Source organism: Glutamicibacter sp. MOO4, assembly GCF_056934395.1.
This window is the reverse complement of sequence record NZ_CM167800.1, coordinates 2,239,421-2,265,759: the sequence shown is the minus strand read 5'-3', so window position 1 is coordinate 2,265,759 and position 26,339 is coordinate 2,239,421. Positions and strand designations below refer to the sequence as shown.

Here is a 26,339-nt window from a genome sequence, read left to right as displayed (position 1 = left end):
ACTATTCAGCTTTCGCGGCGTCAAGGAACTGAGCAATCAGGAACGGGTCTTTGACGCCGCGTGATGATTCAACACCAGAAGAAACATCTGCTCCGGTGGCCCCGGAGATTCTCAACGCCGGGGCAACATTGGCAGGGCTTAGCCCGCCGGCTACTAACCATTTGCGTCCAGCAGCCAATTCACGCACAGCAGCGTAATCCCAACTTTCACCACTGCCTGGCACGGAGGCATCGATGAGCAAAAGCTCTTCGCCCCAATCAGTGAATTCTTCCGCAGTGGCATCACGACGTACGGCACGGATGACCTTAAACCCAGCAGCCTGGGCCTGAGCCACGTCCTCTTTGGTGCGCTGGCCATGAAGCTGAACCCAGCCCACCTGTGCTTGTCTCGCCCTTTGAACCACGGTAGGGATATCTTCTGAACGGAAGACCGCAACGGTGGCAATGTCTTTCGGAACCAGTGCAACAAGAGTTGCGGCGTCTTGCGGAGCAATTTCCCGAACGCTAGAAGTCAGCACAAAACCAATCGCATCTGCGCCGTGGCTTATGGTTACCTGAACATCTTCGGCAGTGGAAAGCCCGCAGACCTTGACCAACGGTTTTACATTGTTCATGAGGCGCTCGATCCTACCAGGTGCACTGGTGTGTAACCGCCAGGTGCGTTAGCTCGAATGGCCACCAACTCACGAGCGTGCTTCCACAAGCGCCGGTCCTCTTCACTGACCGGAACCCAAGGCTTGACCGGAACGGCAGTTCCCGTCTCGTCGCGGGTGACCATCACTGTCAGGCAGTAAGTGGTTAGATTCATTTCGCGTGATTTCGGGTCACCGGAGCGCACATGGACAGCGACGTGCATACCCTTGCTGCCGGTGTATACCAAGCGAGCTTCTACCTCAACCAAATGTCCAATAAACAGTGGCTGATAAAAACGCACGCCACCGGAGAAAACAGCAACAGTATCCTGCTGGCAGTAACGGGCAGCGCAAAGCTGGGCAGCCTCATCGATCCACTTCATCACGATGCCACCGTGGACTTTACCGCCCCAGTTCACGTCTGTTGGTGCTGCCATGAACCGAAGGGTAACGCGTTCGGCGGTGCCAGCATCCGTGTATTGCTGATCTTTCATCGACGCAACGATCTGTTCACGGATCTCAATGCGTGCCAGCGCGTCGTCGCGCAGTTCTATTTCACGTACCGTGCCCGGGCTGAAACTAGGCACCGCGGTTGGTTTGCCTGATTCATCCACAGCAACAAAAATCACCAGACAGTTACTCGATGCCACGGGGCGCAGTTCGCGTGGATCTCTGAAGGAAACTTCAGTCTGAATGTGCATGGAGCTGGTTCCGGTGTAGACCACTGAGGCTGTTACTTCTACAAGATCACCGGAGTGAATCGGATCAGCAAAGTGGATATTGCCAACGTAGGCGGTGACGCAATAGCTAGTGGACCAACCTACAGCGGCAGCGTAAGCGGCCTTGTCAACCCACTCAAGTACGGTGCCCGCTGGAACCATCCCGTTGACATCAACGTCAGTAGGGGCGGCAAGAAAACGCAGGGTAACGGAATGGGGGCGCTGTTTTAGCTCCGAAGTGCTCATGCACCAAGTTTCTCTCACAAGCGCTCTGAGCGGCAATGTGTGACAAAGCCCCTGCAATCCGCCCCTGAATCTGTCCTAGGATAGTGATGTGCGTAGGCTTTTTGGAATTCTCTCAGCAACAACGGTAATGGTCGTGGCTCTGCGTATCTTCGCTGCCGCAGCTACCGCCGGATTGGTGATCTTACTGGGACAGGGATTTGACCTGTTCTATCGAGGCGAATCCCCAGACACACGTTGGTACATCGGGGTTGCCGGTGAATTACTTGCCCTGGCACTATCAACGTTCTTGGTCCCTGTGGTTATTGCGCACGATAGCCAACAGCTCACCGCCTATCATCGTTCCAAGCTGCTCAAGCATTACCTGTCCATCGGTCCGCTGGCCGTTCGACGGGCCGGCGAGGGAGAGCTGGTGCACTCGGCCATGGATTTGGTGGAACGCTCGGTGAAATTCCGTTCAAGCTTCCTTGGCCCAGCCAGTGCCGCGGTGGCCACTCCCGTCTTAATCCTTGTGTTCATTGCACTGTTTATTGACCCGCTCAGTGCCATTTTGCTTTTGATCCCCACCGCTTTGGTGCCGGTCATCGTCTTGGGATTCCAGAAGCGCTTTGGCGGATCCGCCGGTGAGTACCGCAGGGCTCAAGGAATCTTGTCGGCCACCTTCTTGGATGCACTTCGCTCACTAAATATGCTCAAGCTCAACGGTGGCAGTAGCTGGATGGGCGAAACCATTGGGTCGGCAACCGAACGGGTGCGCCAGCAGGTCATGAAACTTTTGGCCCGCAACCAGCTCATCCTCTTGGTCATTGATTCCAGCTTTGCGGTGTTGCTCTTGGCAAGCTCCGCAGCTCTAGCTTGGTGGCGAACGAGTTCAGGGGCCATGAGTCCAGGTTTGGGATTCGCACTGATCATTCTCAGCTATTTGATGCTTGCTCCGGTGAACTACGTAGGTAGTTTCTTCTACATCGGGATGACCGGGCGGGCAGCAGAGAAAAAGCTAGCCGAAATTCAAGACACTCCGATGCACCCTTCGATGGCCAACCCACTGACCGTCAATCTGTCGCAGAACGGATTGTTTATCGAAGATCTCTGCGCGAGTTACAACAACGCCGATCTGGCACTGAACAAGATTAATCTCCAATTCCCCGTCGGATCCCGAACAGCTATTGTGGGTCCCTCCGGAAGCGGCAAGAGCACCCTGATTCGGGTGTTGCAAGGACAGCTGCAATCCTCGGCCGGGATCATTCATGACGGCCGCCAAGCCATGGGTCCTGCCACTCTTAAGGCGAATACCGCGGTGGTTGAACAGCAAGCCACACTATTCGGCGTGAGCCTAGCTGCGAACCTGCGACTAGGTGCACCTAACGCCACCGATGAACAACTCAGGGCGGTGATCAGCCAAGTCCGGATGGACTCATGGCTGGCAGATCAACCCCTGGGACTTGACCAACCACTGGGTGAAGGTGGGGCCCGGCTCTCCGGTGGCCAAGCGCAACGGCTTGCCTTGGCTCGTGCCCTGTTAGCACAGCGCCCAGTGCTCTTACTTGATGAACCCACCAGTGCCTTGGACGTGCACAGCGAAGCAGATATTGGCCAAAGCCTGAGAGAGCTTGGCTCATCAACAACGATCATCACCGTCACCCATCGTCTTGGACTATTAGCCGATTTTGACTACGTCGTGGTCATGGATCAAGGACGAGTTATACAGTCCGGGCCGCGCGAACAACTGGTGAATCAAGACGGTTATCTCAAAGGCGCATTAAACGATCTGTCGCAGCGCACCGCGCAGCTACAGGCTTCAGGTCTACGTGCCTTGGGGGAGGGGAAAGCATGAGTCAAGAAAAGAAGCGCACTGTCTCCACAGTCTTCTGGCTCATCGGTACCACTAAGGATCTGGTACCACCGTTGGCGTTAGCCAGTGTTTTCTCGTGCCTGACGCGTCTGGCTTCGTTGAGCATTTACGTTGTTGCCGGCATTGGGTTGAGCAAGGTGCTGGGCCTGAACAGTATTGAAGTGCTCAATTCTTTGAACTGGTGGTTGCTGGCAGGATCCATCGTGGTTCTGGGCCTTGCTAAGGGCGTGCTGCGCTACCTGGAACAATATGTGGGACACCGCGTAGCGTTCCTGTCGCTAGCGCGTCTACGGCGGCGGATGTACGCAGCCTTTGAACGCCAAGCTCCCTACAACGCGGCCACTAAAAATTCCGGACGCTTATTGGCCCGAGCCACCAGTGACATCGACAAGGTTGAAGTGTTCTTCGCGCACACGCTACCGCCAGCGGTAGCCGCGGTAGTGATCAGTGCACTGGCTACTTGGGCAACGTGGATTTACTTCGGCGAACTTCCCGCGTTGATCCTACTTTGTGCTTACACGCTGATAGGCCTGATCATTCCACTCATTGGGGTGCGCACACTACGGGCCAATTCGGCAACTACGGCTTCTGCAAGAGGAGCGCAAAACCAGCTGATGAATGAAGCGATGTGGGGCATAGAAATCCTGCACAGCTTCCGCGGCGGCAACGAGACACTGAGAAAACTGCGTGAGAGCACCAGCCAATCAGGGGCTGCCAGCCTACGCACCGGCACCATCACAGCGCTACGCGCGACACTCACCCAGCTGACCATCTGGGGAAGTCTGCTGGCCCTGTTCATTGTCCTGGGCGGCCAACATCAGTTGGGTGCTCTGGTGATCTTGGGCTGCGCCGCTGTGCCTTCCTATGAAGCGGTACGAACCGTTGATGGGTTTGTGCTTGGACTCCAGGATTCGCTGGCTAGCGCTCGTCGGCTGCATGCCACAGCCACCCAAAAGCCCGAAGTGGCCGAAGTGGCCAAGCCAAAAGAACTCCCTGAAGCTGGCGCCCTAAAGATCAACGATGTGGCAATCAGCTACGGGTCCCAGCAAGTGGTCAGCGGGCTAAATCTCGAACTGAATCCCGGGGGCATGGTGGCTCTGGTTGGCGAGAGCGGATCAGGGAAATCATCGATTGCTTCCGCTGTGGTTAGAGCGGTGAACTTCACCGGGTCTATCACCTTTGGCGGTGTAGACATCACCGAAGCTGCGCTGAGCGAACTGCGGGAAAAGATCATGTTGGTCTCCCAGGAGGCAGTGATGGTTCGCGGAACATTGCGTGAAAACCTGCTGTTGGGTCACGAAGGCATCAGTGATGAAAAGTTGGAAGAAGTACTCGAAGAGTTGGGCCTGAGCACTTGGCTACAACAACAGAAATCCGGGCTCAACACGCGCTTAGGGGATCGGTCCTCAAGACTCTCTGGAGGACAGCGTCAACGGTTGGCATTAGCTCGGGCACTGGTCCGTGAACCTGCGGTGTTGATTCTTGATGAGTCCACCAGTGCATTGGACACTGCCAGTGAAGAACTCGTGTTGCAGGCAATCGAACGCCGGCGTCAGCACTCAATGAGTGTCATCATGATAAGCCACCGACTGGCAACTGTGGGCCATGCGCAGCAGATCTTGGTGTTGGAAAATGGTGCAGTCGCTGAAAGCGGAAACGCCGGGCTGTTGCTGGGGCAGAAAGACTCGCTGTTTGCACAAATGGCCATTCGTGAGGCGGATCGAATCCTCCCTGCGTAGATGCCTGACAATCACGTCCTAAACTATTAGGCTCGCACCATGATGCGAATAGTGGTTCTCCTGTTCTTAGGTGTGCTCGCGACCGGTTTTGTGATCACCGCAATCCTGGCCAGTACCTCTGGAGGATGGGTCTGGTGGATCTTGGTGGCGCTAACCGGGCTTCTGGTCTTGCTTGGAGTTCGGGACCTTGTGCAGAAAAAGCATGCGATCTTGCGCAACTTCCCCATTGTGGGGCACGCGCGTTACCTCTTTGAATTCATCCGCCCAGAAATTCAGCAGTACTTCATCGAGCGCAATACCGATGGCAAACCTTTTGACCGTGATACTCGCTCCCTGATTTATGCGCGTGCCAAAGGAGCCGACAGCCACAAGGCCTTCGGTACTGAACGCAATGTGAACGAATTGGGCCACGAGTACCTGCTTCATTCGGCGGCGCCAGTTGCTCCTCCCACCAGTCAGTTCAGAGTCAAAGTTGGTTCCAGCCAATGTACTCAGCCCTATGAGATTTCGTTGATGAATATCTCCTCGATGAGTTTCGGCGCTTTGTCAGCTAATGCTGTTTTAGCCATGAACAAGGGTGCTGAAATGGGGGAGTTTGTCCATGAAACCGGAGAAGGCGGGCTGACTAAGTACCACCTGGAGTACGGGGCAGATCTGTTCTGGGAGATCGGGTCAGGTTACTTTGGCTGCCGTACCCCCGAGGGACGGTTCAACCCGGAAACCTTCGCCAAGAAGGCTAACCACGAGAAGGTCAAGGGCATCACCATCAAGCTCTCGCAGGGTGCCAAGCCCGGATTGGGCGGTGTGCTTCCGGCAGCAAAGGTCACCGCAGAGATTGCGGAAGCCCGTGATGTTCCGATGGGTGTGGATTGCATTTCCCCAGCTAGCCATGCCGAGTTCTCGACTCCACGAGAACTAATGCATTTTGTCGGTAAACTGCGTGAGCTTAGCGGCGGCAAGCCAATCGGAGTGAAGTTCTGCGTTGGTTCGCGTACCGACATCATGGCGCTGTGTAAGGGCATGCTAGATACCGGCATCCTGGTTGACTTCATCACCGTGGACGGTGCTGAAGGTGGCACGGGTGCAGCTCCGCTTGAGTATGAAGACCACGTTGGCGCACCGCTCACCGAGGGGCTGATGCTGGTGCACAATACGTTGGTTGGTGCGGGACTACGTGATGAAGTCCGATTGGCGGCCGCGGGCAAAATTGCCAACGGATCTGACATCATCAAACGCCTGATTCAAGGTGCCGATTTCACCTTCTCCGCGCGTTCAATGATGATGGCCACCGGTTGTATCCAAGCTCAGCAATGCCACACCAATCACTGCCCGGTGGGTGTGGCTACGCAGAACAAGCGGTTGATGCGAGCCTTAGACGTAGAAGATAAAGGGCACCGCGTCTACAACTACCATCACCTGACAGTTACTGAATCTGCACAGATCATGGCATCAATGGGGCTCACCAGCCCGACACAACTAAATACCCGAATGCTACGTCGCCGGGTCAACCTACAGTCAACCAGGTCCTATGCTTCGCTGTTCCACTGGCTTCGTCCAGGCGAACTGCTTGACGAAGCCCCCGGGTCTTGGAAGGAAGACTGGGAGGAAGCGGACTCAGATCACTTCGGCGAGCACGCACCATTGCATTACGAAGAACCAATGGGCGTGGGCATTGAAGCCAGCGTCGTGCGAGAGCCTCATGATGCGGTGAGCGCACCGCGTATTGAACCTAGGGAATCAGCGAAGGTTCGTCCGGTGCATTCGGACGTCACCCGACCCGAAGGCCGACCCGGAGTCGACAGCTAAAGCTGAGAATCACGCACCAAGGACCGTAATTCGTCCTGGTCAACTTCGCCTACCAGCGTAGGAGACCAGTGCGGGTTGCGGTCCTTGTCTATCACCTGAGCACGGATACCTTCAGCCAGATCAGGCCGATACATCAAGAACCGTGCCAAGCGTAATTCGCGGTCTAATGCGGAGCGCAGATCTTGTTCAACGCGGGCCTCTCGCACCGAATGGAACGCTGCACAAATGCTGGAGGGCGAATTAGCTTTCAGCAACTGTGCGGCTTGATCCGCCGCCGGGTGCACCATCTGCTCCAAACGACTAATAACTTCTTGCGGGGTATCGGCGCTGAACGCGTGATCAACCCAGCCTTGGATTTGTTCAACTCCGTGAGACTCGGGCGCCCCATGAAGTACCTCGATAGCTGAGATGATTTCTGCTGCGGAAAGTCCGAGGAATTCATCAAGCTCATCCAAGATGTTCTCGGCAAAGGAGTCGGTCACTACAACGTCAGCAAACCCCATGAAGACTGCATCCGCGCCGGCGAATGAGGTAGCGCTCATGGCGAAGTATTCCCCTAGGTGTCCTGGAGAGTTGGCCAGCAAATGACTTCCACCCACATCAGGGGTGTAGCCGATTTTGGCTTCGGGCATCCCCAATTTTGCGCTTGCCGTGACAAGCCGGATCGGCGCATGAGATGCCAAGCCCACGCCGCCACCCATCGTGATGCCGTGAGCCAAGGTGATCAGTGGCTTGGGATAGGTGGAAATAAGATAGTCGAGATCAAACTCCAAAGACAGCAGGTTGATGAAGTCCTGATGTTTTCCGGTAGTGATCGCTTGATGGAAATCTGCAATGTCCCCGCCAGCACAGAAACCCCGCTCGCCGCACCCCGTCAAAAGAACCAGTTGGATCGATGGATCCTCGGCCCATACTTTCAGTACTCTCGTCAGCTCAGTGAGCATCTGAAGAGTTAGAGCGTTGAGCTTAGCGGGGCGGTTGAGCTCTATGTGCCCAATGGGTCCATAAACATGTGAGAGAACCGTAGATCCGTTGTTGGTTTGGTTGTGAGCGCTAGTCATCAAAAGACTCTCTTGATAAATTCTTAGGCACGTGCGGTGCCAAACGGTCAGGGCCAGGTTCTACTGCGCTTGGTCTTACTGCGCGGGTTTTACTGGGCCAAGATCTGGGCTAGTCGGTCTAAGACCAGCGCCACCTTTGGCTTTTTAGAGTTCTCTGGTTTCAGCGCAAAGATGGAACGTGCCAAACGGATCTCCGGAGCATCCACGATACGAATACCTTCCGGGGCGTTGGCCATGGCAAGGTCAGGAACTAACGCGGCACCCAGGCCTGAAGACACCAAGCTCAGCGAGGCATTAAAGTCATCGCAGTAGGCAGCCACCTGCGGGTGGATGTTGTACGAAGAGAACAGCCGGGAGATCAGGGTAGCGTCCGAGGTTCCAGGGTGGTGGAAGATCCACGGCCATTCGGCCAACTGGTCAACGGTGAGCTGAGAGTCTTCGGCGATAGGCCATGAGGCGGGAATGACCACACGGAATTGGTCGTCACCTAGCCATGTGCGTTCCAGGGATGCAGGCCACGATAGTCCGCCGGGACCCACCTGGAAGATCAGCGCGAGGTCGAGGTCTCCACCGGTGCCTAGACCGGCAACGGTCTGTTGCGGTTCACCGATCCACAAGCGCAAGTTGATTCCTAGCGAGGACCAGTCACGTGCTGTCAGGATTTGTGGCAACGCGTAAGTGGCCAAGGAAGGGAAGATGCCTAGCTTGATCTCTTCAAGGTCGGTGGCCTCGGTGGAGATCGTGGCGACATCGGCCATGAGCGCGTCAAGGTCTGTCAGCACACGCTTAGCGTGGCGAACCATGCGCATGGCCCCAGGCGTAGGAGTGATAGAGCGGGCGCCTCGGACAAACAAGGTTGTGCCGGTGCTCCGCTCCAGCGCTGTCATCTGCTGAGATACAGCACTGGCCGTGTAGCCTAGGCGGGTTGCGGCCGTGGCAAAGGAACGATGCGCCACTACTTCGAGTAGCGTGCGCAGATGAACTGGATTAATCACTTCTAAAGTCTATGGCCTTTAGCCCAAGTTTTGCTTAGCCGCCGTGTCAGTCGTCATCCTCAGGTTCAAAGGATTCGTCTTCTTCATCATCGTCGGAACCGTCGTTGGAGAATTCGTTGTCCAGATCATCTTCGGTTTCTAGATCATCGTCGTAGAGGTACTGACGCTGGGCTAGCGGATCATGATTGCGCATGGTCTCTGGCATGTCGCTGGAACCTTCATAGGCCTGAGAGTCACGTCCGTCATCAGGCTCGTAGATATCGTTGCCGTATTCCGTGCCAAATTCTGTTGGTTCGAATTCCCTGCTCATCGCGCGCTCCTTCGGTGATACGAGGGATCCACCTTCGAAGCCGGGGATACTCCTCGTGACTTCTCGTAGCACCAGCCTAGGACCACGCATCTGGAAACTAAAGACTTGTTTTAAATTTCTTTTAGGTGGTGGGAACTAGAGCATTTATTAGTGATCATGTTCGGTGTAGTGTTCCAGCAAAGGGGAGGAGCGGTAGGCCAGATGAGTGTGCAAAGCGAACGTGGTTTCCGAACGGGTGACTCCCTTGATGCGCAAGATCTGGCGCAGCGCAGACTGCAGCTGGTGAGTGTCGGTGGCAATGAGTCGAACCCACACATCTCCGCGCCCGGAGGTCTCATGGATTTCTAAAACATTCGGGATCTGACGCAGAGCGGTGATGACCGTATCAAGGTCACGGTGGCTCACCTCCAAGGTGACAAAGGCCAGCACGTCGTAGCCCAACTTACCGAGGTCAATATCGCGACCGCCATCTCGAAGAATTTCTGAACGCTGCAATCGGCGCAAACGTGACTGAGCGGTATTGCGGGCGATGCCTACCTCATCAGCAAGTTCCGAAATTTGGATACGCGGGTCCTTGATTAAGGACAGCAGCACCTTGAGGTCTACTTCGTCTAAGCGCACTATATGCTCACTCCAGGGGTTGTTGCGGGGCATTATTTTGACCAAACTGCTCAAATCCTAGCAAGAATTCTGTCGACCTGCTTTGAAAGGGTGGATATTAGTGAGTGAACGATCTGTTGCAGTAGACAAACTCAAGCAGAACGCTCAACTCACCGGTGGGGAAGCGAGTAGCCCCACCGGTTAAAACTTTTTCAGGACTGTTCCTGATCCCAAGACCTGATCTATTTTGCTACCGGGAGTGAACGTGTCCGTCATCAGTGAACTGCGCATGCAGCCCATGCAGCACCGGACGCTTTCCTGGAACCCGGGCTTGACCACACGTCTGGTCATCACGGTGGCAGTGAGCTTCCTCTTGTTGGTGGGCGCCAACCTAGCTACGCCGTTGTACCCAGCGCTTCAGGCCGAACTACATTTGGGCGCGATGGGAACTACCATCGCGTTCGCCAGCTATGTCTGCTCGCTGATGCTTTTCCTATCCACCGTTGGACACTGGTCCGATCACATTGGACGTCGAGCTGCCCTGGTCATCGCCGTACTGGTCTCGCTCATTGGCACGCTCGTCTTTGCTTCGGCCTCTAATCTGGTTGAGCTTTGCCTCGGGCGAGGACTCCAAGGAACTGGCGTCGCGCTAGCTACCGGTGCCAGCGCGGCAGCTCTGCGTGAGCTTTTGCCTTCCAAGCCTGAATGGGCCTCACGCTTCACGCTCTTGGCATCCTCGGGTGGAGTTGCTTTCGGACCGGTCTTGGGCGGATTGCTGGCAAACCTTCCCGGTGGGCGAACTACCGTGTTCTTGATCCAAGCCATTTTGTTGCTGTTGATCATGGTTCCGTTGGGTACCTTGCAAGCACGTCCAGCCATTGCCATGGCCGAACGAGGCAAGCGCGGCAAGGCACTAGCCCCTCGCCGTCTGGGCATTCCAAGTACTGCACGTTCCCAGTTCTGGCTGGCCGCACTGGTAGGTTTCTTGAGCTTCGCCATCTTCGGCTTTGTGCTCTCCTTGGCGCCGGGCTACTTCGCTCAGGTCTTTGGGCTGGAATCAAAGTGGATCATTGGCCTGATTGCCGGGCTGCCTCTGGGAGTCTCCGCACTATCCCAGGTAGTAGTGCGTGGAGGGGCAAAACTTCTTCCCGTCGGTTTGGGACTCATGGCAGTATCTACCGTTCTGCTGGCCTTCGCCGCCGAACACCACCTATTGGTCCTTGCCCTGCTGGCTCTGGGCATGGTGGGTCTGGGCCAAGGCATGAGCTTCCGCACCGCTTTTGCTAAGGCAGTTGACTCGGTCAGCGACCGTCAGCACGCGCAAACCGTGTCCACCATCTACCTGGTGACGTACCTCGGCAGTGCAGTTCCAGTGATCGCACTGGGATGGGCCGTTGGTGTATTTGGCCAGGAAATTAGCATTCTGGTCTTTGCGATCTGCTGCTCTGTTCTTGCTGCAGTTCTTGGTCTCTGGGCCATCATTGGACAGCGCACCAAAGCTTAGATTTCAGAACTAAAGCGTAAATACTTCGCCCCCGAGTTCAACAGAACTCGGGGGCGAAGTGCGTCTAGGCATTACTGCTATTACTGCGCGGCGACCAATTCGGAAGCCTTGGCGGTGATCATGACCGATTCCAAACGTTCCCGCTCTTCAGTGGGGTAGTGAATGGTGATCAGTTCATCGGCCTGAGCTGCGGTAGCGAAGTGCTGAAGGTAATCAGCAACCTGCTCGCCGGTACCTACTGCGGTGTAGCGCATCATGTCCAAGATCTGCTCTGCCTGTGGGGTGTCCATCAGCATGTCGATCTCGGCTTCGGTGAATTCCTTCTTGGCGTTGCGACCCAGGAATGCAGCCACACGGTGACGCTTGGCCACGTTGAGCAACTCGTGGGCCTTTTCGGAAGTTTCTGCCGCGAGTACACCAACACCAGCAATCACGTATGGTTCGGACAGCTGCGCCGAAGGCTGGAACTCGTCTCGGTACACGCGGATGGCTTCATGCAAAGCGGCCGGTGCGAAGTGCGAGGCGAAGGAGTATGGCAAGCCAAGCTGGGCGGCGAGCTTTGCGCCAAACAGCGACGAACCCAAAATGTACAGTGGCACGTTGGTGCCAGCGCCTGGGGTGGCGGCAACGGTAGGAACCCGTGACTCACCGGCGAGGTAGGCCTGAAGCTCAAGCACATCGTGTGGGAAAGTATCGGCGGCTGATGGGTCGCGACGAAGGGCGCGAAGGGTGGTCATATCAGTGCCCGGGGCGCGGCCTAGACCAAGGTCGATGCGGTCCCCATAGATGGTGGCCAAGGTACCAAACTGCTCAGCGATCACCAATGGTGAGTGGTTTGGCAGCATGACCCCGCCCGAGCCCAATCGAATGGTCTCGGTGTGGTGGGCTACGTGGCTGATCAGCAGAGAAGTCGCGCTGGAGGCGATGGTCGGCATGTTGTGGTGCTCGGCGTACCAAACACGCTCATAACCATGACGTTCTGCGGTCTGGGCTAGGCGGACAGAGGACTTAAAAGAGTCGGAAATAGTTTGACCGGGAGCAACCGGGGCAAGATCCAAAATAGATAGCTTCACATTTAGTACAACCGGTCAGTGCGCCGAAGTATTCCAGTGATCTGCAACGCTCATAACAAAAAGAAGGTCACCCGCAATGCGGATGACCTTCTTTTGAAAAGTCAGGCGTTAGAGCCAAAGACCTTCTTTAGAGAGCGCGGATATCTGCAGCCTGCAGACCCTTTGGACCCTCAACAACTTCGAACTCGACCTTCTGGCCTTCGTCCAGGGTACGGAAACCCTGGGTCTGGATGGCGCTGAAGTGAGCGAAGACATCTGGATCTCCGCTGTCTGGTGCGATGAAGCCGAAGCCCTTTTCAGCGTTGAACCACTTTACGATTCCGGTTGCCATGTTTCTATTTGGTCCTTTCAGACGTTTCTCGCCGGTTCTATTGGCGATCTTGGTTGTAATCTACGTAAGGCCTCACTCCCTGGTGGAAGAACAGATCTTACGAAGCAGCCAAGTCATTCACTGCACGTCTAGAAGGGGGCTCGCGTCAACCGAGGTGGTTCGACATTCACATACTTCTAACGGGTACTTCGCGAATTACTTTGGAACTACACTGCCTAGCCTACGTGCTAGCCGTCAACAATTGAATAACTTTGAACCAATTAATCAAAAATTTGGTCAAGTGGTGCGTTCAGTTCACTTAATTGCCGGTTTGATGACGCGAAATACAAGGACTGCAGCTACCAAAGACAGTGTGGCAGCGATTGTCGAAGTAAGTAATACACCGTGATCGAAGGCCTGCGCCGCCGAAGCCAGCAGCGCTTGAGCATCACTTGCGTTCAAGGATGCCGCCACCTGATGCGCACCTCCCAGAGTTTCGCCGGCCAGCTGTGCCTGCTCCTGGCTTAACGATCCTGGGACCAGCAACCGTGTGGAGTAGACCGAGTTTAAGATGGAGCCCAAGACCGCGACGCCCAACACCGAACCGACTTCATAGGCCGTCTCGGAAATGGCCGAAGCAGCACCAGCCTTGGAAGCGGGAACCGCCGCCAGTGTCATGTCATTGGACAAGGTCTCGGTCATGCCGATTCCAGTACCCAATACCGCGAAGGCAACCATCAGCACCGGTGCGCTTAAGTGATCTCCGGCCAGCATCACCATCAGGTAGGCCGCCGCGGAGAAGATCAAACCCAGCGCCATAATGTTTGGCGAACCAAAACGACGCGACAGGGCCACTGCTGCCAACCCGAAGAGCATGGTCAAAACCAGTCCGGGGGTCATCCATAAACCAGCTTGGATGGGGCTGAATCCGGTGATGAGCTGCAAATGCTGGGAGACGAAGTAGATAAAACCAACCAGCGAGAAGACCCCGATGAGGTTGACCATGAGCGCTCCGGAGAAGGGTGCATTCTTGAACAATCGCATGTCAAGCATGGGGGATTCACTGGCCAGCTGCCGGCGCACAAAGGTGATACCGCTGAGAACAGCCAACCCGACACTCGCTACTAGAACAAACCACGGTGCGGTGGCGAAAGTCTTGATGGCATAGGTAAAGGGCAACAGGGTGAGGATGATCAGCACAATCGACAGCGGATCAACCCGTCCAGGATTGGGGTCCTTGGATTCGGGAACTAAGACCAACCCGCCGATCAGTAGCGGCAACAACATGGGAACTGCCATCAGGAAGACCGAGCCCCACCAGAAGTGTTCTAGCAGTAGCCCGCCAACGATTGGTCCCAGTACCGCACCTCCCGAGAAGGCAGCTGCCCAGACAGCAATAGCGGTACGTCGTTCGGTGGCGTCCGGGAAGATGGTGCGGATCAGCGACAGCGTGGCTGGCATCAGCATGGCGCCAAAAATGCCCAGCAGGGCACGAGCTGCAATGAGCTGGCTGGCGTCGGTGGCGAAGGCTGCCACGGCTGAAACAATGGCAAAACCGGTGGCGCCGATCAACAGCAGGCGGCGTCGCCCGATGCGATCTCCGAGTGAACCCATGGGGACGAGGAGCCCGGCCAAAACCAGGGCGTAGATGTCAATGATCCACAGCAGCTGATTGCCGGTGGGGGACAGAGCTTCGGTCATCGCCGGTACGGCAAAGGACAAGACGGTGTTGTCCACGGAAATCAGCAGTACCGGGAAAATTAGAACAGACAACGCCGCCCAACGACGCGGCTTGCTTAATGCAGAAGCGCGTTCGGAGATGTTTGAGCTCATAACTTTCACCTTTGGGAGTTAGTAGAAATGTGTGGTTTGCCCACAAATGGTAACTGTACCGTCTAGACGGTACAGTTACAATTGACGATAAGGTTGAATTGATCACCGCCCCAACGAAACGGAGAGCCATGGCCCGCCCACCTGCTGCTCGCAACAAAGTGCTGGAATCCTACATATCGCTGTTATGCGAAGAAGGAGAACGCGCAGCAACGCTGGACGCCACCGCAGCACGCGCCGGCGTATCCAAAGGGGGACTGCTCTATCACTTCGCGTCGAAAGAAGCGCTAGCTGAAGCGGTTATCGAAGCCGCTGAAGTACACATTGCCCATGACGTTGAACTTATGAGCAACTCAGCAGAAGGCGGCGCTGCCTACTTCATCCGCACCAGCGCCGAAGTAGACACGGAACTGGACCGCCACCTTGTGGCCCTCCACCGGCTGGCGCAGGCTGGAGTCAAGAGCGCCACAGACAAAATCGAAAGCACCAACGAGCGATGGTACGGGGCTATTCTCGAAGATGTGGGCAGCAAAGATCTCGCCCATTTGGTGATGCTCACCGGTGAGGGACTCTACGCTTCTCTTTCACTTCCAAGCAATTGGTACCAACGTAATTTTGCTGGTGAGCTCGATCGCTTACTAGAGTTAGTCTCATCAATCAAAAAGTTGGGGAATCTCAACCAACACTAAGCAGGAAGACTTCAATGGCGAAAGACAGCGACTCCACGTCTTTACGCGGACGGATCGGGGCGCTTGTAGGCATCCTTATGCTCGCCCTGTCGCTTCGTGCGGCGGTAGTTTCTGTCCCGCCCCTGTTAGCCAGGATCAAGACGGACATTGAATTTACCGAACTCACCACCGGTCTGCTGGCAATGCTTGCCCCGGTGGTCTTTGCAGTTTTCGGCCTGCTCACTCCGCGACTGATCAAGACTTTTGGGCTTGAGAAGACCTTGATCATCTCGCTCGCCTGTGCCGTACTTGGACAGCTGGCACGAGTTTTTATGCCCGAGGTCTACTCATTCCTCGCCCTATCCATCGTGGCCTTGGCCGGATATGGAATGGGAAACGTAGTCCTGCCGCCACTGGTTAAGAAATATTTCCCAGAACGCATCGGGATGGTCACCAGCGGCTACGTCACCATGATTGCCGTGGGTACCTGGATGGCACCACAGTTCTCGGTCCCACTGGCCAATGTGAGCAACTGGCAAGTCTCCATCGGAGCTTGGGCGGCACTTTCGGGCATCGTATTGATCCCTTGGATCCTTCAGCTCATTGCTGACCGCGGGGTTAAGCGCTCGGAGCATCTGGTCGGTGCCAATGGCGTGCCTCATCCGGTTATCAAGATCAACCCCTGGAAGTCCAAAGTCGCTTGGGGTCTGGCGATCTTCCTGGCAGGTAACTCAGCCCAAACTTATGTGTACTTCACTTGGCTGCCACCGTATCTGCAAGACCGTGGACTTGATGAACTCACCGCGGGCAACATGCTGGCACTCTTTGCCATCCTTGGCCTGCCGATGAGCCTGCTGGTTCCGCTATGGGTTCCAAGACTAAAAAACCCGATTGTCGCAGTACTGATTTTCACCGCCTGCTGGATCGTTGGGCACCTAGGTATTTTCCTCTCACCAACCCATAACACCGTGCTGTGGATCTGCGCTGCCGGGCTGGGTCAGGGCACCTTTGCTGTCGCCCTGCTGATGATGAACTTGCGTTCGCGAACCACCTACGGTTCGGGTGTGCTTTCCGGCTTTGCCCAGGGGCTGGGCTATGCGGGCGCAGCAGTGGTTCCAATGCTCTTTGGTGTCGTGCAGAAAGCTACGGACTCTTGGGGTGCTGCGTTCTCGATGCTCGGCGGTTGCCTCATCGTGATGCTCATCGGTGCAGTGATCATCAACCCATCACGGACCATTGAAGACGATGCGCCCACGACTGAAGAAATGGGCAAGCTCGAACGCATCGACTAGGGTTCAGCGCGAACCTAGAATCAGTGCGAACCTAGAAGTAGTGACGCTGCGGACCGTCTGACCCCGGTGCGCTGGGGTTCGGACGGTGCCAGTGTCCGGCGGCCAAAGGCACCGACCAACCGAAACGCAACGACGCAACACGGATGATAAAGGCCAGCGCAGCGATACCTGCTCCGACCGCAGCGTTCATCAATCCAGCGTGCCAGGCTACAGCTGTGAGAGCTGAACCCACCATGGCAGCCATCGCATAAATATCGCGGGGGTTGAACAGATCCGGGGTCACATTAGAAATGACATCACGCAGCAATCCGCCGCCCACACTGGTAATAATGCCTAGCAGCACGGCAGTTACCGGATTGAAGTGATGTTCCAACGCTTTGAGGGTGCCGGTGACACAGAATAGGCCCAGCCCTGCAGCGTCAAAAAGCTGAATGAGTCGGTGCAATTTCTTTACCGCCGGTGTGAAGGCATAAACGCACAACGCGGCCAAGGCTGGTGGCACAAAGTAGATCGGATGCTGGAAGGTCGCAGGGGACTCGTTAAGGATCAAATCTCTGACCACTCCGCCGCCCAAACCGCAGACTCCACCGAGGAAGGCAGAACCTAAGAGATCAAATCCGCGCCGGGCAGCCATTAAAGATCCTGCAACGGCGAAGAAGAAGATGCCGACGAGTTCGATCAGAATATACATTCCAGAGCCCTTAGCGGAGTCGGCGAAGTGTGGTCAATGCCCAATTATTGCCTGTCTGAGCCTTAGCCAACAATCTTGGCGATTTTCACCAGTGTGTTGTGGTTTCTTGTCGTGATGATTCTTCGCTTGGCTTGGGCCTGGATCAGCTTCGCTACTGGGTCAGTGGTGCTGGTTCCCTTAGAAACGATCCAGCAGATGGCCCGGCCGATGATCAATAATTCTCTGGAGTCATCTAACGTCTTGATGGCCTCGCCCATAGCTAGGGCATCATCTTCGCTCTGGCACAGCGTGAGATAACAGTGATGCTCTGCCACTGGATCAGGCAGAGGCATCCCAAAAGGTCCGGATAATTCTTTGATTTCTTCGGCGGTATAAACCAACGTGGGGATCTCGCGTTGGTAGTGCGTTGCCAGAAGTTCATTGCAAGTAGCTTGAATGATCTGCGGGTCAGACTCTTCTGATGAAAGCACCACGTTACCGCTGGCCAGCAAGGTCTTGACCTCGGTGAAGCCGGCGGATAGCAGTAACTGCGACAAGTCCTTCATAAGGACCTTTACGCCACCAACGTTCACTCCGCGAAGAAATACGGCAAATTTACTCATTGTTTTCCAAGCTCTTGAACATGAATCTTCTTAGGGGTCGTTCTGTATCCCAAAGATCGCTAGGATCAAGAATATGCCTATGCACTTGCCTTTCGGATCCTGGCCCTCATCAATCACAGCACAAGACGTTGCTGCAGGGACCAAGCCATTGGGCGGCGCCTGCTTCTACGGCGAGCGGATTATTGTCCAAGAAGGACGCCCCGCTGAAGGTGGCCGCATCACCCTGGTCGATTACGACAGCAACGGCCAAGCTGGCAAACAGCTGGTTGATGCCCCGTTCAACGTTCGCTCACGAGTCCACGAATACGGTGGAGCGAGCTGGACGCTCATCGAACAGGGCGCCGCACAAATAATCTTTGCTAACTTCAGCGACCAGCGTGTTTATTCCTTAACTATTGGCGAAGGCGAACCGACTCCACTTACCCCAGAAAGCATGGTTGATGCTGACCCGGCGCTACGTTTTGCAGAGTTTAAGCGTGGGCCCGAAGGTAGCGTCTTGGCCATCATGGAAGACCTGCGGGCAGAACCTGTACGACACATCGTGGCCATTCCCTTGGACGGCAGTGCTGCCCAAGACCTTTCCAACATACGAATTCTGAGCGCTCCGGCCCGCTTTGTAGCGGCTCCGCGCTTAAGCCCTAATGGTGAGAAGCTGACGTGGATCAGTTGGGAACACCCAAATATGCCGTGGGACTCCACCAACTTGCACCTTGCCGAGATGACTGAAGCAGGAGTGCTTAATAGCAACATCATTGCCGGTGGCGAAGATGTCTCAGTGATGCAACCTGAATGGCTTGATGATGACCGCATTGCGTTCATCTCTGATGCCAGCGGCTGGTGGAATCCCTACGTTTATCAGGATGGGTCTTCACGCACCACTCGACTAGTTGACCGTCCTGCAGAATTTGCAGGACCACTATGGCAGGTAGGTACCAGCTGGTACCTGGTGGAAAACCCACATAGCTTGCTCTGCTCATACGGAACTGGAACCAAATCCTTGGCACGAGTGCATTCGGTGACCGGGGGACTGGACGACATTTCCCTTCCCTTCACCGGGATCCGTCCTTTGGCACTCAAAGACGACTGGCTGTTGGCCGGCACCTCATCGATGACTCACGGTGAGCAGATCACCTTGATCAATATCGAAACTTTGGAACACCGCGAGATCACTCGTTCTATTCAGAGCTTGCCTGACCCAGCCATGCTGCCAGAGGTTGAAGAATTTGAATGCAAAAACCTGGCAGGCCAATCGGTACACGCGCTGCTCTACCGCCCAACCCAAGCAGGCTATGCCGGCGTAGAGGACGAGCTGCCACCATTTGTCACCTTCGTTCACGGCGGACCAACCAGTCAGGCGACGGCAACACTGAGTGCAGCGGTGGCCTATTACACCTCGCGCGGCATCGGTGTTATTGATGTGAACTACGGTGGCTCAACCGGTTACGGTCGCGAATACCGCAATAGATTGCGCGGCTCGTGGGGAGTTGTTGATGTTGCCGACACCGTTGCGGTGATCAACGCACTGGTAAGACAATCAATTGCTGACCCGGCGCGGATCGGCATTGAAGGCGGTAGCGCCGGCGGTTGGACCGTTCTTTGTGCACTGACCTTCGCTGACGTATTTACCGCAGGGATCAGCCGGTACGGCGTCTCAGACCTTGTAGGTCTGGTGCATGATACTCACGATTTTGAATCCCAGTACATGTTCTCCTTGGTTGGCCCTTACCCAGAAGCCGCCGACCTGTATGAGAAGCGTGCCCCGATCAATCACGTATCAAAGATTTCTTGCCCGGTACTGCTGTTGCAAGGTAACGAGGACAAGGTCGTGCCACCTGCCCAATCGCAGGTTGTTGCTGATGCGCTCGCCGCCCGCGGTATCAAGCACGCCTACATTCTCTTTGAAGGTGAACAGCATGGATTCAGGAAGTCGGAGAATATTGTGCGGGCTTTGGAATCGTCGTTGGCGTTCTACTCACAAATCTTCAACTTTGAGACAGACGTGCCAGTCATCGAGCTGTCCTAGATCTAAAGAGTCATAAGAGAGCTACTGCTCGGAGCCGGGTTCCTGCCAGGAAGCACGCAAGCGATCCATCTCGCGGCGGTCCTTCTTGGTGGGACGCCCGGCACCACGCTCGCGCAAAGGAACTTGCGGGACCACCATCCGTTCACGCGGTGGAGAATGATCGATATAGCACTTGGTGGCTACCGGAGCTGAAACTCGTTTGGAGAGCAAGCCGGTGACTTCAAGGTCTCGGTCAAAACCGTCTTTGCGCACACGAACCCGATCTCCGGAGACCACATTTTGTGATGCCTTAACCGGATCTCCGTTTAAACGCACATGCCCAGCACGGCAGGCAGTAGTTGCCGCGGAGCGAGTCTTGTAAACCCGAACAGACCACAACCAAGCGTCGAGTCGTACTTTGCCACTGGTGGGAATTTCAACCATGACAAAATTCTAGATCACTGGCGTGGGAACTGATTTGTTAGTTGCTCTGGGCGGTGGCGTTGTCACAGGAGGTTTTTAACCGATCCTGGAGAGCTGCCGGGGCCTTATCCCCGGAATCAGCCAACTCGTTGAGAACGTTGACCATATCCTCCGGAAGGCCGCCGCCCTCTACAGACCCCACGATGGAGGAGAGCACACGAAGCTCACTGGAATTGATGGTGCCGTCTTGAATCGGAGCGCACGCCTGACGTACGAGTTCTTTGCTAGCAGCGTCGGTGAGTTGGTCTGACGCACGAGATGCGGTGTCTTCAACTACAGAACATCCGGCACTAAGCAGTGCTACTGATGTTATGGCAAATACCGATGCCACCTTACGAAATTTCACTTTCCCCATGGAACTAAATTCTAGCGACCGATAATGAATTTCAGCTGAATGCTAACCGAGTCGATCATCTGAACTTTAGAGCCGTTAAGACACAATGGATCGGTGAGTAGCGAGCAGAAGAACACAGTAAGTGACCACGGTGTGCAACAGCGAATCATCGCTCAGCTGGCCAAGGAACTGTCCACTGAATCCACGGTTGCCACGTGGCAGGTCAAGGCAGCGGTAGAGCTACTTGATTCGGGATCAACCGTTCCATTTATCGCTCGTTACCGAAAAGAAGTCACCGGAACACTCAGCGATAGCCAGTTACGTTTACTTGAAGAGCGCCTGCGGTACCTGCGCGAACTTGAAGACCGACGAGTTGTGGTGCGCGAAGCGATCGCCGAAGCAGACAAGCTCACCGATGAGCTTTCGGCCGCCATTGCAGCAGCGGCCACCAAGGCTGAGTTGGAAGACATTTACCTTCCCTTCAAATCCAAGCGCCGCACCAAAGCTCAGATCGCTCGTGAGGCAGGGTTGGAGCCGCTGGCAGACCTATTGCTTTCCACTCCTTCAACTGACCCGCAGCAAGCGGCAACAAAGTATCTCAATGCCGAGGCCGGATTTGCCGCCGAAGCCGACGTACTTTCCGGTGCACGTTCCATCGTCACCGAGCGGGTATCTCAAGACGTGGCACTGGCCGGTGAACTACGCGAACGCTTGTGGAAGACTGGCAAGATTTCTGCCAGCGTTTCACCCACTGCCAGCACCGAAGGCCAGGGCAAGTACTCCGATTATCTGGACTACGTTGCTAATCTGGACCGGCTGCCTTCACACCGGGTTTTGGCGCTCCTGCGTGGCGAACGTGAAGGCGTTTTGAACCTGCAGCTGGCTGAAGCTGATCCACACGATGAAGAGGCGGTAGCCCAGGCACGCCAAGGATACGAAAATGCGATCACCGCGTCGCTGGGTCTCAATGTTCCTACCGGTGCGCCAGCTGCGTCCTGGATCTCCCAGACCGTCCGCGTGGCCTGGAAAGCGCGCCTGTTAACCCGCTTTGAGTCTGATCTTCGCTCGCGACTCTTTGACGCAGCAGAAGATGAATCAGTGAAGATTTTCGCCTCCAATCTCCGCGACGTTTTGCTTGCTGCTCCGGCGGGAAATAAGGCAGTGCTTGGCTTGGATCCTGGACTCCGTACCGGCGTGAAGGTCGCGGTAGTGGATCTGACCGGTCAGTGTATTGAAACTGCCACGATCTATCCTCATGCTCCGGTGAAGAAGTGGGACGCGTCCCTAGCAACTTTGGTTCAGCTAGCCAAGAAGCATGGAACGAGCCTCATCGCCGTGGGCAACGGAACCGCTGGGCGCGAAACAGACCGTTTGGCGGCTGAGGTCATCAAGGCCTTGGGCGATTCGAAGATCAGTAAGGTGATCGTCTCCGAGGCCGGTGCGTCGGTCTACTCCGCCTCAGAACTGGCAAGCCAAGAACTACCCGATATGGATGTGTCCCTACGTGGAGCCGTGTCCATTGCTCGCCGCCTGCAGGACCCATTGGCTGAGCTGGTCAAGATCGATCCAAAGTCCATCGGCGTTGGTCAGTACCAGCATGACGTTACTGCTTCCAAGCTAGATCGTGCCCTGGATGCCGTCGTTGAAGACTGTGTGAACGCGGTCGGCGTAGACGTTAATACTGCATCCCCAGCATTACTCTCTCGTGTGGCTGGTGTGGGCCCACTGCTCAGCCGGAACATTGTTGATCACCGAAACGCTAATGGTCCATTCGCCTCACGCAAGGCTCTGCTCAAGGTTCCTCGCCTAGGTGCCAAGGCCTTTGAGCAGTGCGCGGGATTCCTTCGCATCACCGGAGGCAAGGAACAGCTAGATGCTTCGTCGGTCCACCCCGAAGCATATGACTTGGCCAAGAAACTACAGCAGGCGGCCGAAGCTCAAGGGCGTCGACTAGAAGAGCTTAGCGTTCAGGACTTTGTCACTGAACAATTCGGTGAGCCAACGATCCGCGACGTTATTTCTGAATTGCGTCGTCCGGCTCGTGACCCGCGTGGCGAATTTGTGACCGCTTCCCTCAAGGAAGGCGTTGAGAGCCTCAAAGATGTTAAGCCGGGCATGATTCTTGAAGGAACGGTTTCCAACGTTGCTGCCTTCGGAGCGTTTGTTGATTTAGGCGTCCACCAGGACGGTTTGATTCACGTGTCCGCAATGAGCTCTAAGTTCATCTCTGATCCGCGTGAGGTAGTTAGCTCCGGACAGATCGTTAAGGTCAAGGTTTTGGAAGTCGACAGTGTCCGTAAACGTATATCTCTCACCCTGCGTCTGGATGATGAGCTACCTGTAGCTGGAGAACCAAACAACAACGGTGCTTCGCGCCAGCGCAAAACGACCAGTGCTCCTCCTCCTTCTGCGCGCGGTGAAAATCAGCGTGGTGGACAGCAGAACCGTAAGGCTGGGGCGCAAGAACGGCAGCCGGCTGCTTCGGGCAACACTGCTATGGCAGAGGCGCTGCGCAGAGCTGGACTTAGCCGGTAGTTTAGGTGCTGTTCGGTTTACCTAACCTTGGTTAGCATCGGCTACGATAACTTGCTCGCAACGTGGGATGATTCCCTAATTCGGGTTGGACTAAGTGAGTGCAAACTTCAGTGACAAGTAGGGGAAATCGTCCTAGTCTAAAGACATGGAACTTACAGGAAAACTGGCAGAAGCCTTCAGCACTCAGGTAACTCTCGAACTAACCGCAGCCACGGTTTACCGTCAGCTGGCAGTTGAAATGGACGTTAAGAGCCTTCCAGGTATCGCTGGTTGGTTCCGCGCCCAGGCTGGCGAGGAAGTTGTGCACGCAGAAAAGTTCATCACTCACATGACTGACCGCTCGGCTCACCCGAAGATTGGCGAGCAGCCAGCACCAGAGCTGAACATCAAGAGCGTTGCTGATGCTTTTGCAGCATCGTTGGCTCATGAGCAGAAGGTCTCCGAAGCAATTCGTGAGCTTTACCGTCTGGCTCAGACCGAGGGAGACATTGACTCCCTTCCACTGCTGCACTGGTTCATCGATGAGCAGATTGAAGAAGAGGCAACCGTTTCTGAAATTCTGGATCGCGTGAAGCTAATTGGCAACGACGGTAGTGGTCTTTTGCGTCTGGATGCTGAGCTCGGCTCTCGTCCATCCGATGACTAATCGTGTAGGAAGTACGCATCTTCTGAAAATGGAATAAACTTAGGGAAGCAACCTTCGGTTGCTTCCCTAAGTTTTTATTTGAGGTGGTTGTGAACCCATTGGGCTTACCGCATAAGTCGGCTTTGACGTCGTCAGTAACGTTAACCCATCGGACTACTGCCTCGCTGAAACTGCGCAAGGGTGCCGGACGGCACTATGTTGTGCAGAGCAACCTTGCCGAGCTCACCGAGCTCGCCTTGATTGAAGTTCAAGGATCTTGGGCCCATGTGTTTGTTAACGGAATTTACGGCTGGCTGCCCAATATCTATTTGGAGCCAATCCCGACAGTCTTTGATCAGCCAGTTGTGGCCGAGAACGAAGACGAGGATGACTACGCCGAACCGGTGCTCTCCCGTTACTCGCTGATTGAAGCGACCCACGTAACCACGGCGACACTGAACCTGCGCAAGGGCAGCGGCACGGGATATCCCGTACTAAAGGTCATAGATCAGGGCAACAAGGTTCGTTCGATGCTCCAGCAGGGCCTCTGGTCCCAGGTTCAGGCAGGAAAACTTCTCGGTTGGGTACCGAGTATGTACCTGCAGGAGATCCCGGCACGTCCAGCGCGTGGCGGTCTGATCGCCGTACCAAATCAGCGAGCGCTGACCACGATTCGACTCAACGCACGACGCGGTCCGGGCGACCACCATTCGCTGGTACGCATTCTCCCGGCAGATACCGCGGTAATTATTGTTGCGCGACAGGGCGCCTGGCGTCAGATCGACCGCGACGGCGAAGAGATGTGGGTTCCCGCTAGCCAATTGCGGACCGTTTACTAGGCCAGTCATCGGCAGAATAGCTGAATACAAGATCCACTTGCCGTGTTTGAGGCTTGGGGCCCATGGAGCTGCATGCCGGGAGCTACTAGTTAGGCGTTGTTTTCGGTGCATCAAAAGTAGTCCTGCTCCAGGGCGTCTGCAGAGTCCTGAACCGGTCAAATCGTCTTAAAATCTGAGACAAATTTGATCTGGCTTTAAATAGGCAGGAACCCCTGTTAAACATGTGAATGTTCAAGCCCACATGTCAGCACAGGAGTTCCTACGTGCCATCGTCTCATTTGCATGCCTTCATTGACCAATTTGAAGGACGCCACCCCGACATCATTCAACCCAAAACATTCCTTCGCAGCTTAGCGGCACTCCCAGATCCCCGCGCCAAACGCGGCATCCGCCATCCGCTAGCCCATATCTTAGTCATCGTCATCTGCGCGGTCATCGCAGGAGCGAAAAGCCTGGTTGAGATCGCTGAATGGGCTCAAGACACAGCCCCCACAACAGCTGGCCAGATACGGCATCGGAGCACCCCACGCTACAACGATCGCCAGGGTACTTCAGCTCCTGGATACCCGAACTTTTGAGCTGCTCCTTGCTGATTGGGCCCAAAACTTACGTCACCGAACACGCCACAACACAAGAATCAGAGCGATCGCTATCGATGGCAAAGAGGTCCGCGGAGCGAAGAACGGAAACCACCCACGCGTGCATCTGTTATCAGCCATTGACCAAGACTCCCACGCGGTGCTCAGCCAAGTTTCTGTGGGAGTCAAAACCAACGAGATTACCCAGTTCACAACCTTGTTAGATCACGTGACGGACCTTAAAGGTACCGTCGTGACAGCCGATGCCCTACATACGCAAAAGGGACATGCTAGGTATCTGCATGGGCGTGAAGCGCACTATATTTTTACTGTCAAAGGCAACCAAGCCAAGCTTTTGGCTGAGCTTGAGCAACTCCCATGGGACGCTATGCCGGAAGGTAATCGTACTATTCAGACGAAGAATGGGCGTCGGACCATTCGCACAGTCAAAAGCGTCACTGTGACCACCGGGACTAGTTTCCCGCATGCGACCCAAGCAATGCAGATCACCCGTAAATCACGGTCGTTAAACTCAACGAAGTGGCATCTTGAGACGGTGCATGCATTGACGTCGTTGCCGACACATCTTGCAAGTCCCCGAGAGTTGGGCGAACGGGTTCAAAAGCATTGGGGTATTGAGAACGGCCTGCATTGGAGGCGGGACGTGACTTGGCTGGAGGATAAATCTCAAGTCAGGACCGGGAATGCTCCGCACGCGATGGCAACGTTGAGGAATATCGCGATTACGTTACTTAAGAATCTCGGGCACAGTAATTTGGCGAAGGCTACGCGGAAGCTACGCAATCATCCTGACCGAGTGTTGTCGCTGATCGGTTTGGACACCAGTCACTGACTTTGCAGACGCCCTGGGCGCCTGGCATTGTTATTCGTACGTCTAACGGGATTGAACGATATTCAGAGCTCATTCGATCTGCTTGGCTGCACTCGCAGCAGCGGTTGGCACACCGAACTTCGCAGCGGCGTGGTTCCCGTGCCCGGTTCATCATCAAAAGTGGT

At 55.4% G+C, this 26,339-nt stretch carries 25 protein-coding genes; 12 read left to right on the top strand and 13 right to left on the bottom strand.

Annotated features, from left to right (window positions below; genetic code table 11):
* Position 1: 1 nt before the first annotated feature.
* Together AC1Z3F_RS10575 and AC1Z3F_RS10570 are read right to left on the bottom strand one after the other, a co-directional pair.
* The gene (locus AC1Z3F_RS10575; RefSeq protein ID WP_131089055.1) at positions 2-613 is read right to left on the bottom strand and encodes a phosphoribosylanthranilate isomerase; all 612 of its coding nucleotides are present in this window, start codon (positions 611-613) and stop codon (positions 2-4) included.
* Positions 610-1,596 (bottom strand): acyl-CoA thioesterase, encoded by a 987-nt coding sequence (locus tag AC1Z3F_RS10570; RefSeq protein ID WP_483565668.1) that lies wholly within the window; start codon positions 1,594-1,596, stop codon positions 610-612. Before AC1Z3F_RS10570 ends, AC1Z3F_RS10575 begins: the two co-directional genes overlap by 4 nt.
* An 88-nt stretch (positions 1,597-1,684) precedes the next feature.
* Here AC1Z3F_RS10570 and AC1Z3F_RS10565 point away from each other — a divergent pair, with 88 nt between their 5' ends.
* The 3 genes from AC1Z3F_RS10565 to AC1Z3F_RS10555 are packed head-to-tail and all read left to right on the top strand — an operon-like array spanning position 1,685 to position 6,990.
* The gene (locus tag AC1Z3F_RS10565; RefSeq protein WP_483565667.1) at positions 1,685-3,427 is read left to right on the top strand and encodes an ABC transporter ATP-binding protein/permease; all 1,743 of its coding nucleotides are present in this window, start codon (positions 1,685-1,687) and stop codon (positions 3,425-3,427) included.
* Positions 3,424-5,184 (top strand): amino acid ABC transporter ATP-binding/permease protein, encoded by a 1,761-nt coding sequence (locus AC1Z3F_RS10560; RefSeq protein ID WP_483565666.1) that lies wholly within the window; start codon positions 3,424-3,426, stop codon positions 5,182-5,184. The genes AC1Z3F_RS10565 and AC1Z3F_RS10560 overlap by 4 nt, the downstream gene beginning before the upstream one ends.
* Positions 5,185-5,223: 39 nt before the next feature.
* Positions 5,224-6,990 carry an FMN-binding glutamate synthase family protein gene (locus tag AC1Z3F_RS10555; RefSeq protein ID WP_131089051.1) on the top strand — a complete coding sequence of 589 codons (1,767 nt, stop codon included), beginning with the start codon at positions 5,224-5,226 and terminating at the stop codon, positions 6,988-6,990.
* Here the strand turns inward: AC1Z3F_RS10555 and AC1Z3F_RS10550 are convergent.
* From AC1Z3F_RS10550 to AC1Z3F_RS10535, 4 genes are all read right to left on the bottom strand, one after another.
* Positions 6,987-8,051: an enoyl-CoA hydratase/isomerase family protein gene (locus tag AC1Z3F_RS10550; RefSeq protein WP_262199425.1), complete on the bottom strand. Its 1,065-nt coding sequence runs from the start codon at positions 8,049-8,051 to the stop codon at positions 6,987-6,989. The genes AC1Z3F_RS10555 and AC1Z3F_RS10550 overlap by 4 nt on opposite strands.
* 89 nt (positions 8,052-8,140) lie before the next feature.
* Positions 8,141-9,046: a LysR family transcriptional regulator gene (locus AC1Z3F_RS10545; RefSeq protein WP_131089049.1), complete on the bottom strand. Its 906-nt coding sequence runs from the start codon at positions 9,044-9,046 to the stop codon at positions 8,141-8,143.
* A gap of 46 nt (positions 9,047-9,092) precedes the next feature.
* The gene (locus AC1Z3F_RS10540; protein ID WP_131089048.1) at positions 9,093-9,356 is read right to left on the bottom strand and encodes a hypothetical protein; all 264 of its coding nucleotides are present in this window, start codon (positions 9,354-9,356) and stop codon (positions 9,093-9,095) included.
* A gap of 147 nt (positions 9,357-9,503) precedes the next feature.
* Positions 9,504-10,010 (bottom strand): Lrp/AsnC family transcriptional regulator, encoded by a 507-nt coding sequence (locus AC1Z3F_RS10535; RefSeq protein ID WP_483565665.1) that lies wholly within the window; start codon positions 10,008-10,010, stop codon positions 9,504-9,506.
* Between the two features lie 211 nt (positions 10,011-10,221).
* On the opposite strand from AC1Z3F_RS10535, the gene AC1Z3F_RS10530 reads away from it, so the two are divergent.
* Positions 10,222-11,460 carry an MFS transporter gene (locus tag AC1Z3F_RS10530; RefSeq protein ID WP_483565664.1) on the top strand — a complete coding sequence of 413 codons (1,239 nt, stop codon included), beginning with the start codon at positions 10,222-10,224 and terminating at the stop codon, positions 11,458-11,460.
* A gap of 80 nt (positions 11,461-11,540) precedes the next feature.
* Here AC1Z3F_RS10530 and AC1Z3F_RS10525 read toward each other — a convergent pair whose 3' ends face one another.
* The 3 genes from AC1Z3F_RS10525 to AC1Z3F_RS10515 all read right to left on the bottom strand — a co-directional run bounded on the left by AC1Z3F_RS10525 (position 11,541) and on the right by AC1Z3F_RS10515 (position 14,676).
* Entirely contained in the window at positions 11,541-12,533 is a 993-nt protein-coding gene (locus AC1Z3F_RS10525) for an LLM class flavin-dependent oxidoreductase (protein WP_131089046.1), read from the bottom strand.
* Positions 12,534-12,660: 127 nt separating this feature from the next.
* A complete protein-coding gene (locus tag AC1Z3F_RS10520; protein ID WP_013349999.1) occupies positions 12,661-12,864 on the bottom strand; it encodes a cold-shock protein in 204 nt (67 codons plus the stop codon).
* Between the two features lie 294 nt (positions 12,865-13,158).
* The gene (locus AC1Z3F_RS10515; protein WP_483565663.1) at positions 13,159-14,676 is read right to left on the bottom strand and encodes an MFS transporter; all 1,518 of its coding nucleotides are present in this window, start codon (positions 14,674-14,676) and stop codon (positions 13,159-13,161) included.
* Between the two features lie 128 nt (positions 14,677-14,804).
* On the opposite strand from AC1Z3F_RS10515, the gene AC1Z3F_RS10510 reads away from it, so the two are divergent.
* Positions 14,805-15,362, top strand: coding sequence for a TetR/AcrR family transcriptional regulator (locus AC1Z3F_RS10510; protein WP_131089044.1), 558 nt, complete (start codon positions 14,805-14,807; stop codon positions 15,360-15,362).
* A gap of 14 nt (positions 15,363-15,376) precedes the next feature.
* Positions 15,377-16,633: an MFS transporter gene (locus tag AC1Z3F_RS10505; protein ID WP_444614127.1), complete on the top strand. Its 1,257-nt coding sequence runs from the start codon at positions 15,377-15,379 to the stop codon at positions 16,631-16,633.
* Positions 16,634-16,664: 31 nt separating this feature from the next.
* On the opposite strand, the gene AC1Z3F_RS10500 is transcribed toward AC1Z3F_RS10505, so the two are convergent.
* Positions 16,665-17,324, bottom strand: coding sequence for a trimeric intracellular cation channel family protein (locus tag AC1Z3F_RS10500; protein WP_131089042.1), 660 nt, complete (start codon positions 17,322-17,324; stop codon positions 16,665-16,667).
* Positions 17,325-17,386: 62 nt separating this feature from the next.
* Positions 17,387-17,926, bottom strand: coding sequence for a DUF1697 domain-containing protein (locus AC1Z3F_RS10495; protein ID WP_131089041.1), 540 nt, complete (start codon positions 17,924-17,926; stop codon positions 17,387-17,389).
* 73 nt (positions 17,927-17,999) lie between these two features.
* On the opposite strand from AC1Z3F_RS10495, the gene AC1Z3F_RS10490 reads away from it, so the two are divergent.
* Positions 18,000-19,949, top strand: coding sequence for a S9 family peptidase (locus AC1Z3F_RS10490; protein ID WP_483565662.1), 1,950 nt, complete (start codon positions 18,000-18,002; stop codon positions 19,947-19,949).
* 21 nt (positions 19,950-19,970) lie between these two features.
* Here the strand turns inward: AC1Z3F_RS10490 and AC1Z3F_RS10485 are convergent, their stop codons facing one another.
* Positions 19,971-20,372 (bottom strand): RNA-binding S4 domain-containing protein, encoded by a 402-nt coding sequence (locus tag AC1Z3F_RS10485; RefSeq protein ID WP_131089039.1) that lies wholly within the window; start codon positions 20,370-20,372, stop codon positions 19,971-19,973.
* 37 nt (positions 20,373-20,409) lie between these two features.
* Positions 20,410-20,766, bottom strand: coding sequence for a hypothetical protein (locus tag AC1Z3F_RS10480; protein ID WP_131089038.1), 357 nt, complete (start codon positions 20,764-20,766; stop codon positions 20,410-20,412).
* 93 nt (positions 20,767-20,859) lie between these two features.
* On the opposite strand from AC1Z3F_RS10480, the gene AC1Z3F_RS10475 reads away from it, so the two are divergent.
* From AC1Z3F_RS10475 to AC1Z3F_RS10455, 5 genes are all read left to right on the top strand, one after another.
* On the top strand, positions 20,860-23,280 hold the full coding sequence (locus AC1Z3F_RS10475; RefSeq protein WP_483565661.1) for a Tex family protein: 2,421 nt from the start codon (positions 20,860-20,862) through the stop codon (positions 23,278-23,280).
* A 145-nt stretch (positions 23,281-23,425) separates the two neighbouring features.
* Positions 23,426-23,926, top strand: coding sequence for a ferritin (locus tag AC1Z3F_RS10470; protein WP_131089036.1), 501 nt, complete (start codon positions 23,426-23,428; stop codon positions 23,924-23,926).
* 200 nt (positions 23,927-24,126) lie between these two features.
* The gene (locus tag AC1Z3F_RS10465) at positions 24,127-24,744 is read left to right on the top strand and encodes an SH3 domain-containing protein (RefSeq protein ID WP_483565660.1); all 618 of its coding nucleotides are present in this window, start codon (positions 24,127-24,129) and stop codon (positions 24,742-24,744) included.
* Positions 24,745-25,007: 263 nt separating this feature from the next.
* Positions 25,008-25,322, top strand: a complete 315-nt coding sequence (locus AC1Z3F_RS10460; protein ID WP_483565659.1) for a transposase family protein — start codon at positions 25,008-25,010, stop codon at positions 25,320-25,322.
* Entirely contained in the window at positions 25,210-26,175 is a 966-nt protein-coding gene (locus AC1Z3F_RS10455) for an ISAs1 family transposase (RefSeq protein ID WP_483566954.1), read from the top strand. The genes AC1Z3F_RS10460 and AC1Z3F_RS10455 overlap by 113 nt, the downstream gene beginning before the upstream one ends.
* Positions 26,176-26,339: the final 164 nt, after the last annotated feature.

Excerpts from the sequence above, each read along its gene's own strand:
- AC1Z3F_RS10485 (WP_131089039.1), bottom strand. The coding sequence starts at position 20,372 with ATGGTTGAAATTCCCACCAGTGGCAAAGTACGACTCGACGCTTGGTTG.
- AC1Z3F_RS10540 (WP_131089048.1), bottom strand. The coding sequence starts at position 9,356 with ATGAGCAGGGAATTCGAACCAACAGAATTTGGCACGGAATACGGCAAC.
- AC1Z3F_RS10515 (WP_483565663.1), bottom strand. The coding sequence starts at position 14,676 with ATGAGCTCAAACATCTCCGAACGCGCTTCTGCATTAAGCAAGCCGCGT.
- AC1Z3F_RS10550 (WP_262199425.1), bottom strand. The coding sequence starts at position 8,051 with ATGACTAGCGCTCACAACCAAACCAACAACGGATCTACGGTTCTCTCA.
- AC1Z3F_RS10490 (WP_483565662.1), top strand. The coding sequence starts at position 18,000 with ATGCCTATGCACTTGCCTTTCGGATCCTGGCCCTCATCAATCACAGCA.
- AC1Z3F_RS10480 (WP_131089038.1), bottom strand. The coding sequence starts at position 20,766 with ATGGGGAAAGTGAAATTTCGTAAGGTGGCATCGGTATTTGCCATAACA.
- AC1Z3F_RS10520 (WP_013349999.1), bottom strand. The coding sequence starts at position 12,864 with ATGGCAACCGGAATCGTAAAGTGGTTCAACGCTGAAAAGGGCTTCGGC.
- AC1Z3F_RS10575 (WP_131089055.1), bottom strand. The coding sequence starts at position 613 with ATGAACAATGTAAAACCGTTGGTCAAGGTCTGCGGGCTTTCCACTGCC.
- AC1Z3F_RS10535 (WP_483565665.1), bottom strand. The coding sequence starts at position 10,010 with ATGCCCCGCAACAACCCCTGGAGTGAGCATATAGTGCGCTTAGACGAA.
- AC1Z3F_RS10500 (WP_131089042.1), bottom strand. The coding sequence starts at position 17,324 with ATGTATATTCTGATCGAACTCGTCGGCATCTTCTTCTTCGCCGTTGCA.
- AC1Z3F_RS10505 (WP_444614127.1), top strand. The coding sequence starts at position 15,377 with ATGGCGAAAGACAGCGACTCCACGTCTTTACGCGGACGGATCGGGGCG.
- AC1Z3F_RS10470 (WP_131089036.1), top strand. The coding sequence starts at position 23,426 with ATGGAACTTACAGGAAAACTGGCAGAAGCCTTCAGCACTCAGGTAACT.
- AC1Z3F_RS10570 (WP_483565668.1), bottom strand. The coding sequence starts at position 1,596 with ATGAGCACTTCGGAGCTAAAACAGCGCCCCCATTCCGTTACCCTGCGT.
- AC1Z3F_RS10555 (WP_131089051.1), top strand. The coding sequence starts at position 5,224 with ATGATGCGAATAGTGGTTCTCCTGTTCTTAGGTGTGCTCGCGACCGGT.
- AC1Z3F_RS10495 (WP_131089041.1), bottom strand. The coding sequence starts at position 17,926 with ATGAGTAAATTTGCCGTATTTCTTCGCGGAGTGAACGTTGGTGGCGTA.
- AC1Z3F_RS10560 (WP_483565666.1), top strand. The coding sequence starts at position 3,424 with ATGAGTCAAGAAAAGAAGCGCACTGTCTCCACAGTCTTCTGGCTCATC.
- AC1Z3F_RS10510 (WP_131089044.1), top strand. The coding sequence starts at position 14,805 with ATGGCCCGCCCACCTGCTGCTCGCAACAAAGTGCTGGAATCCTACATA.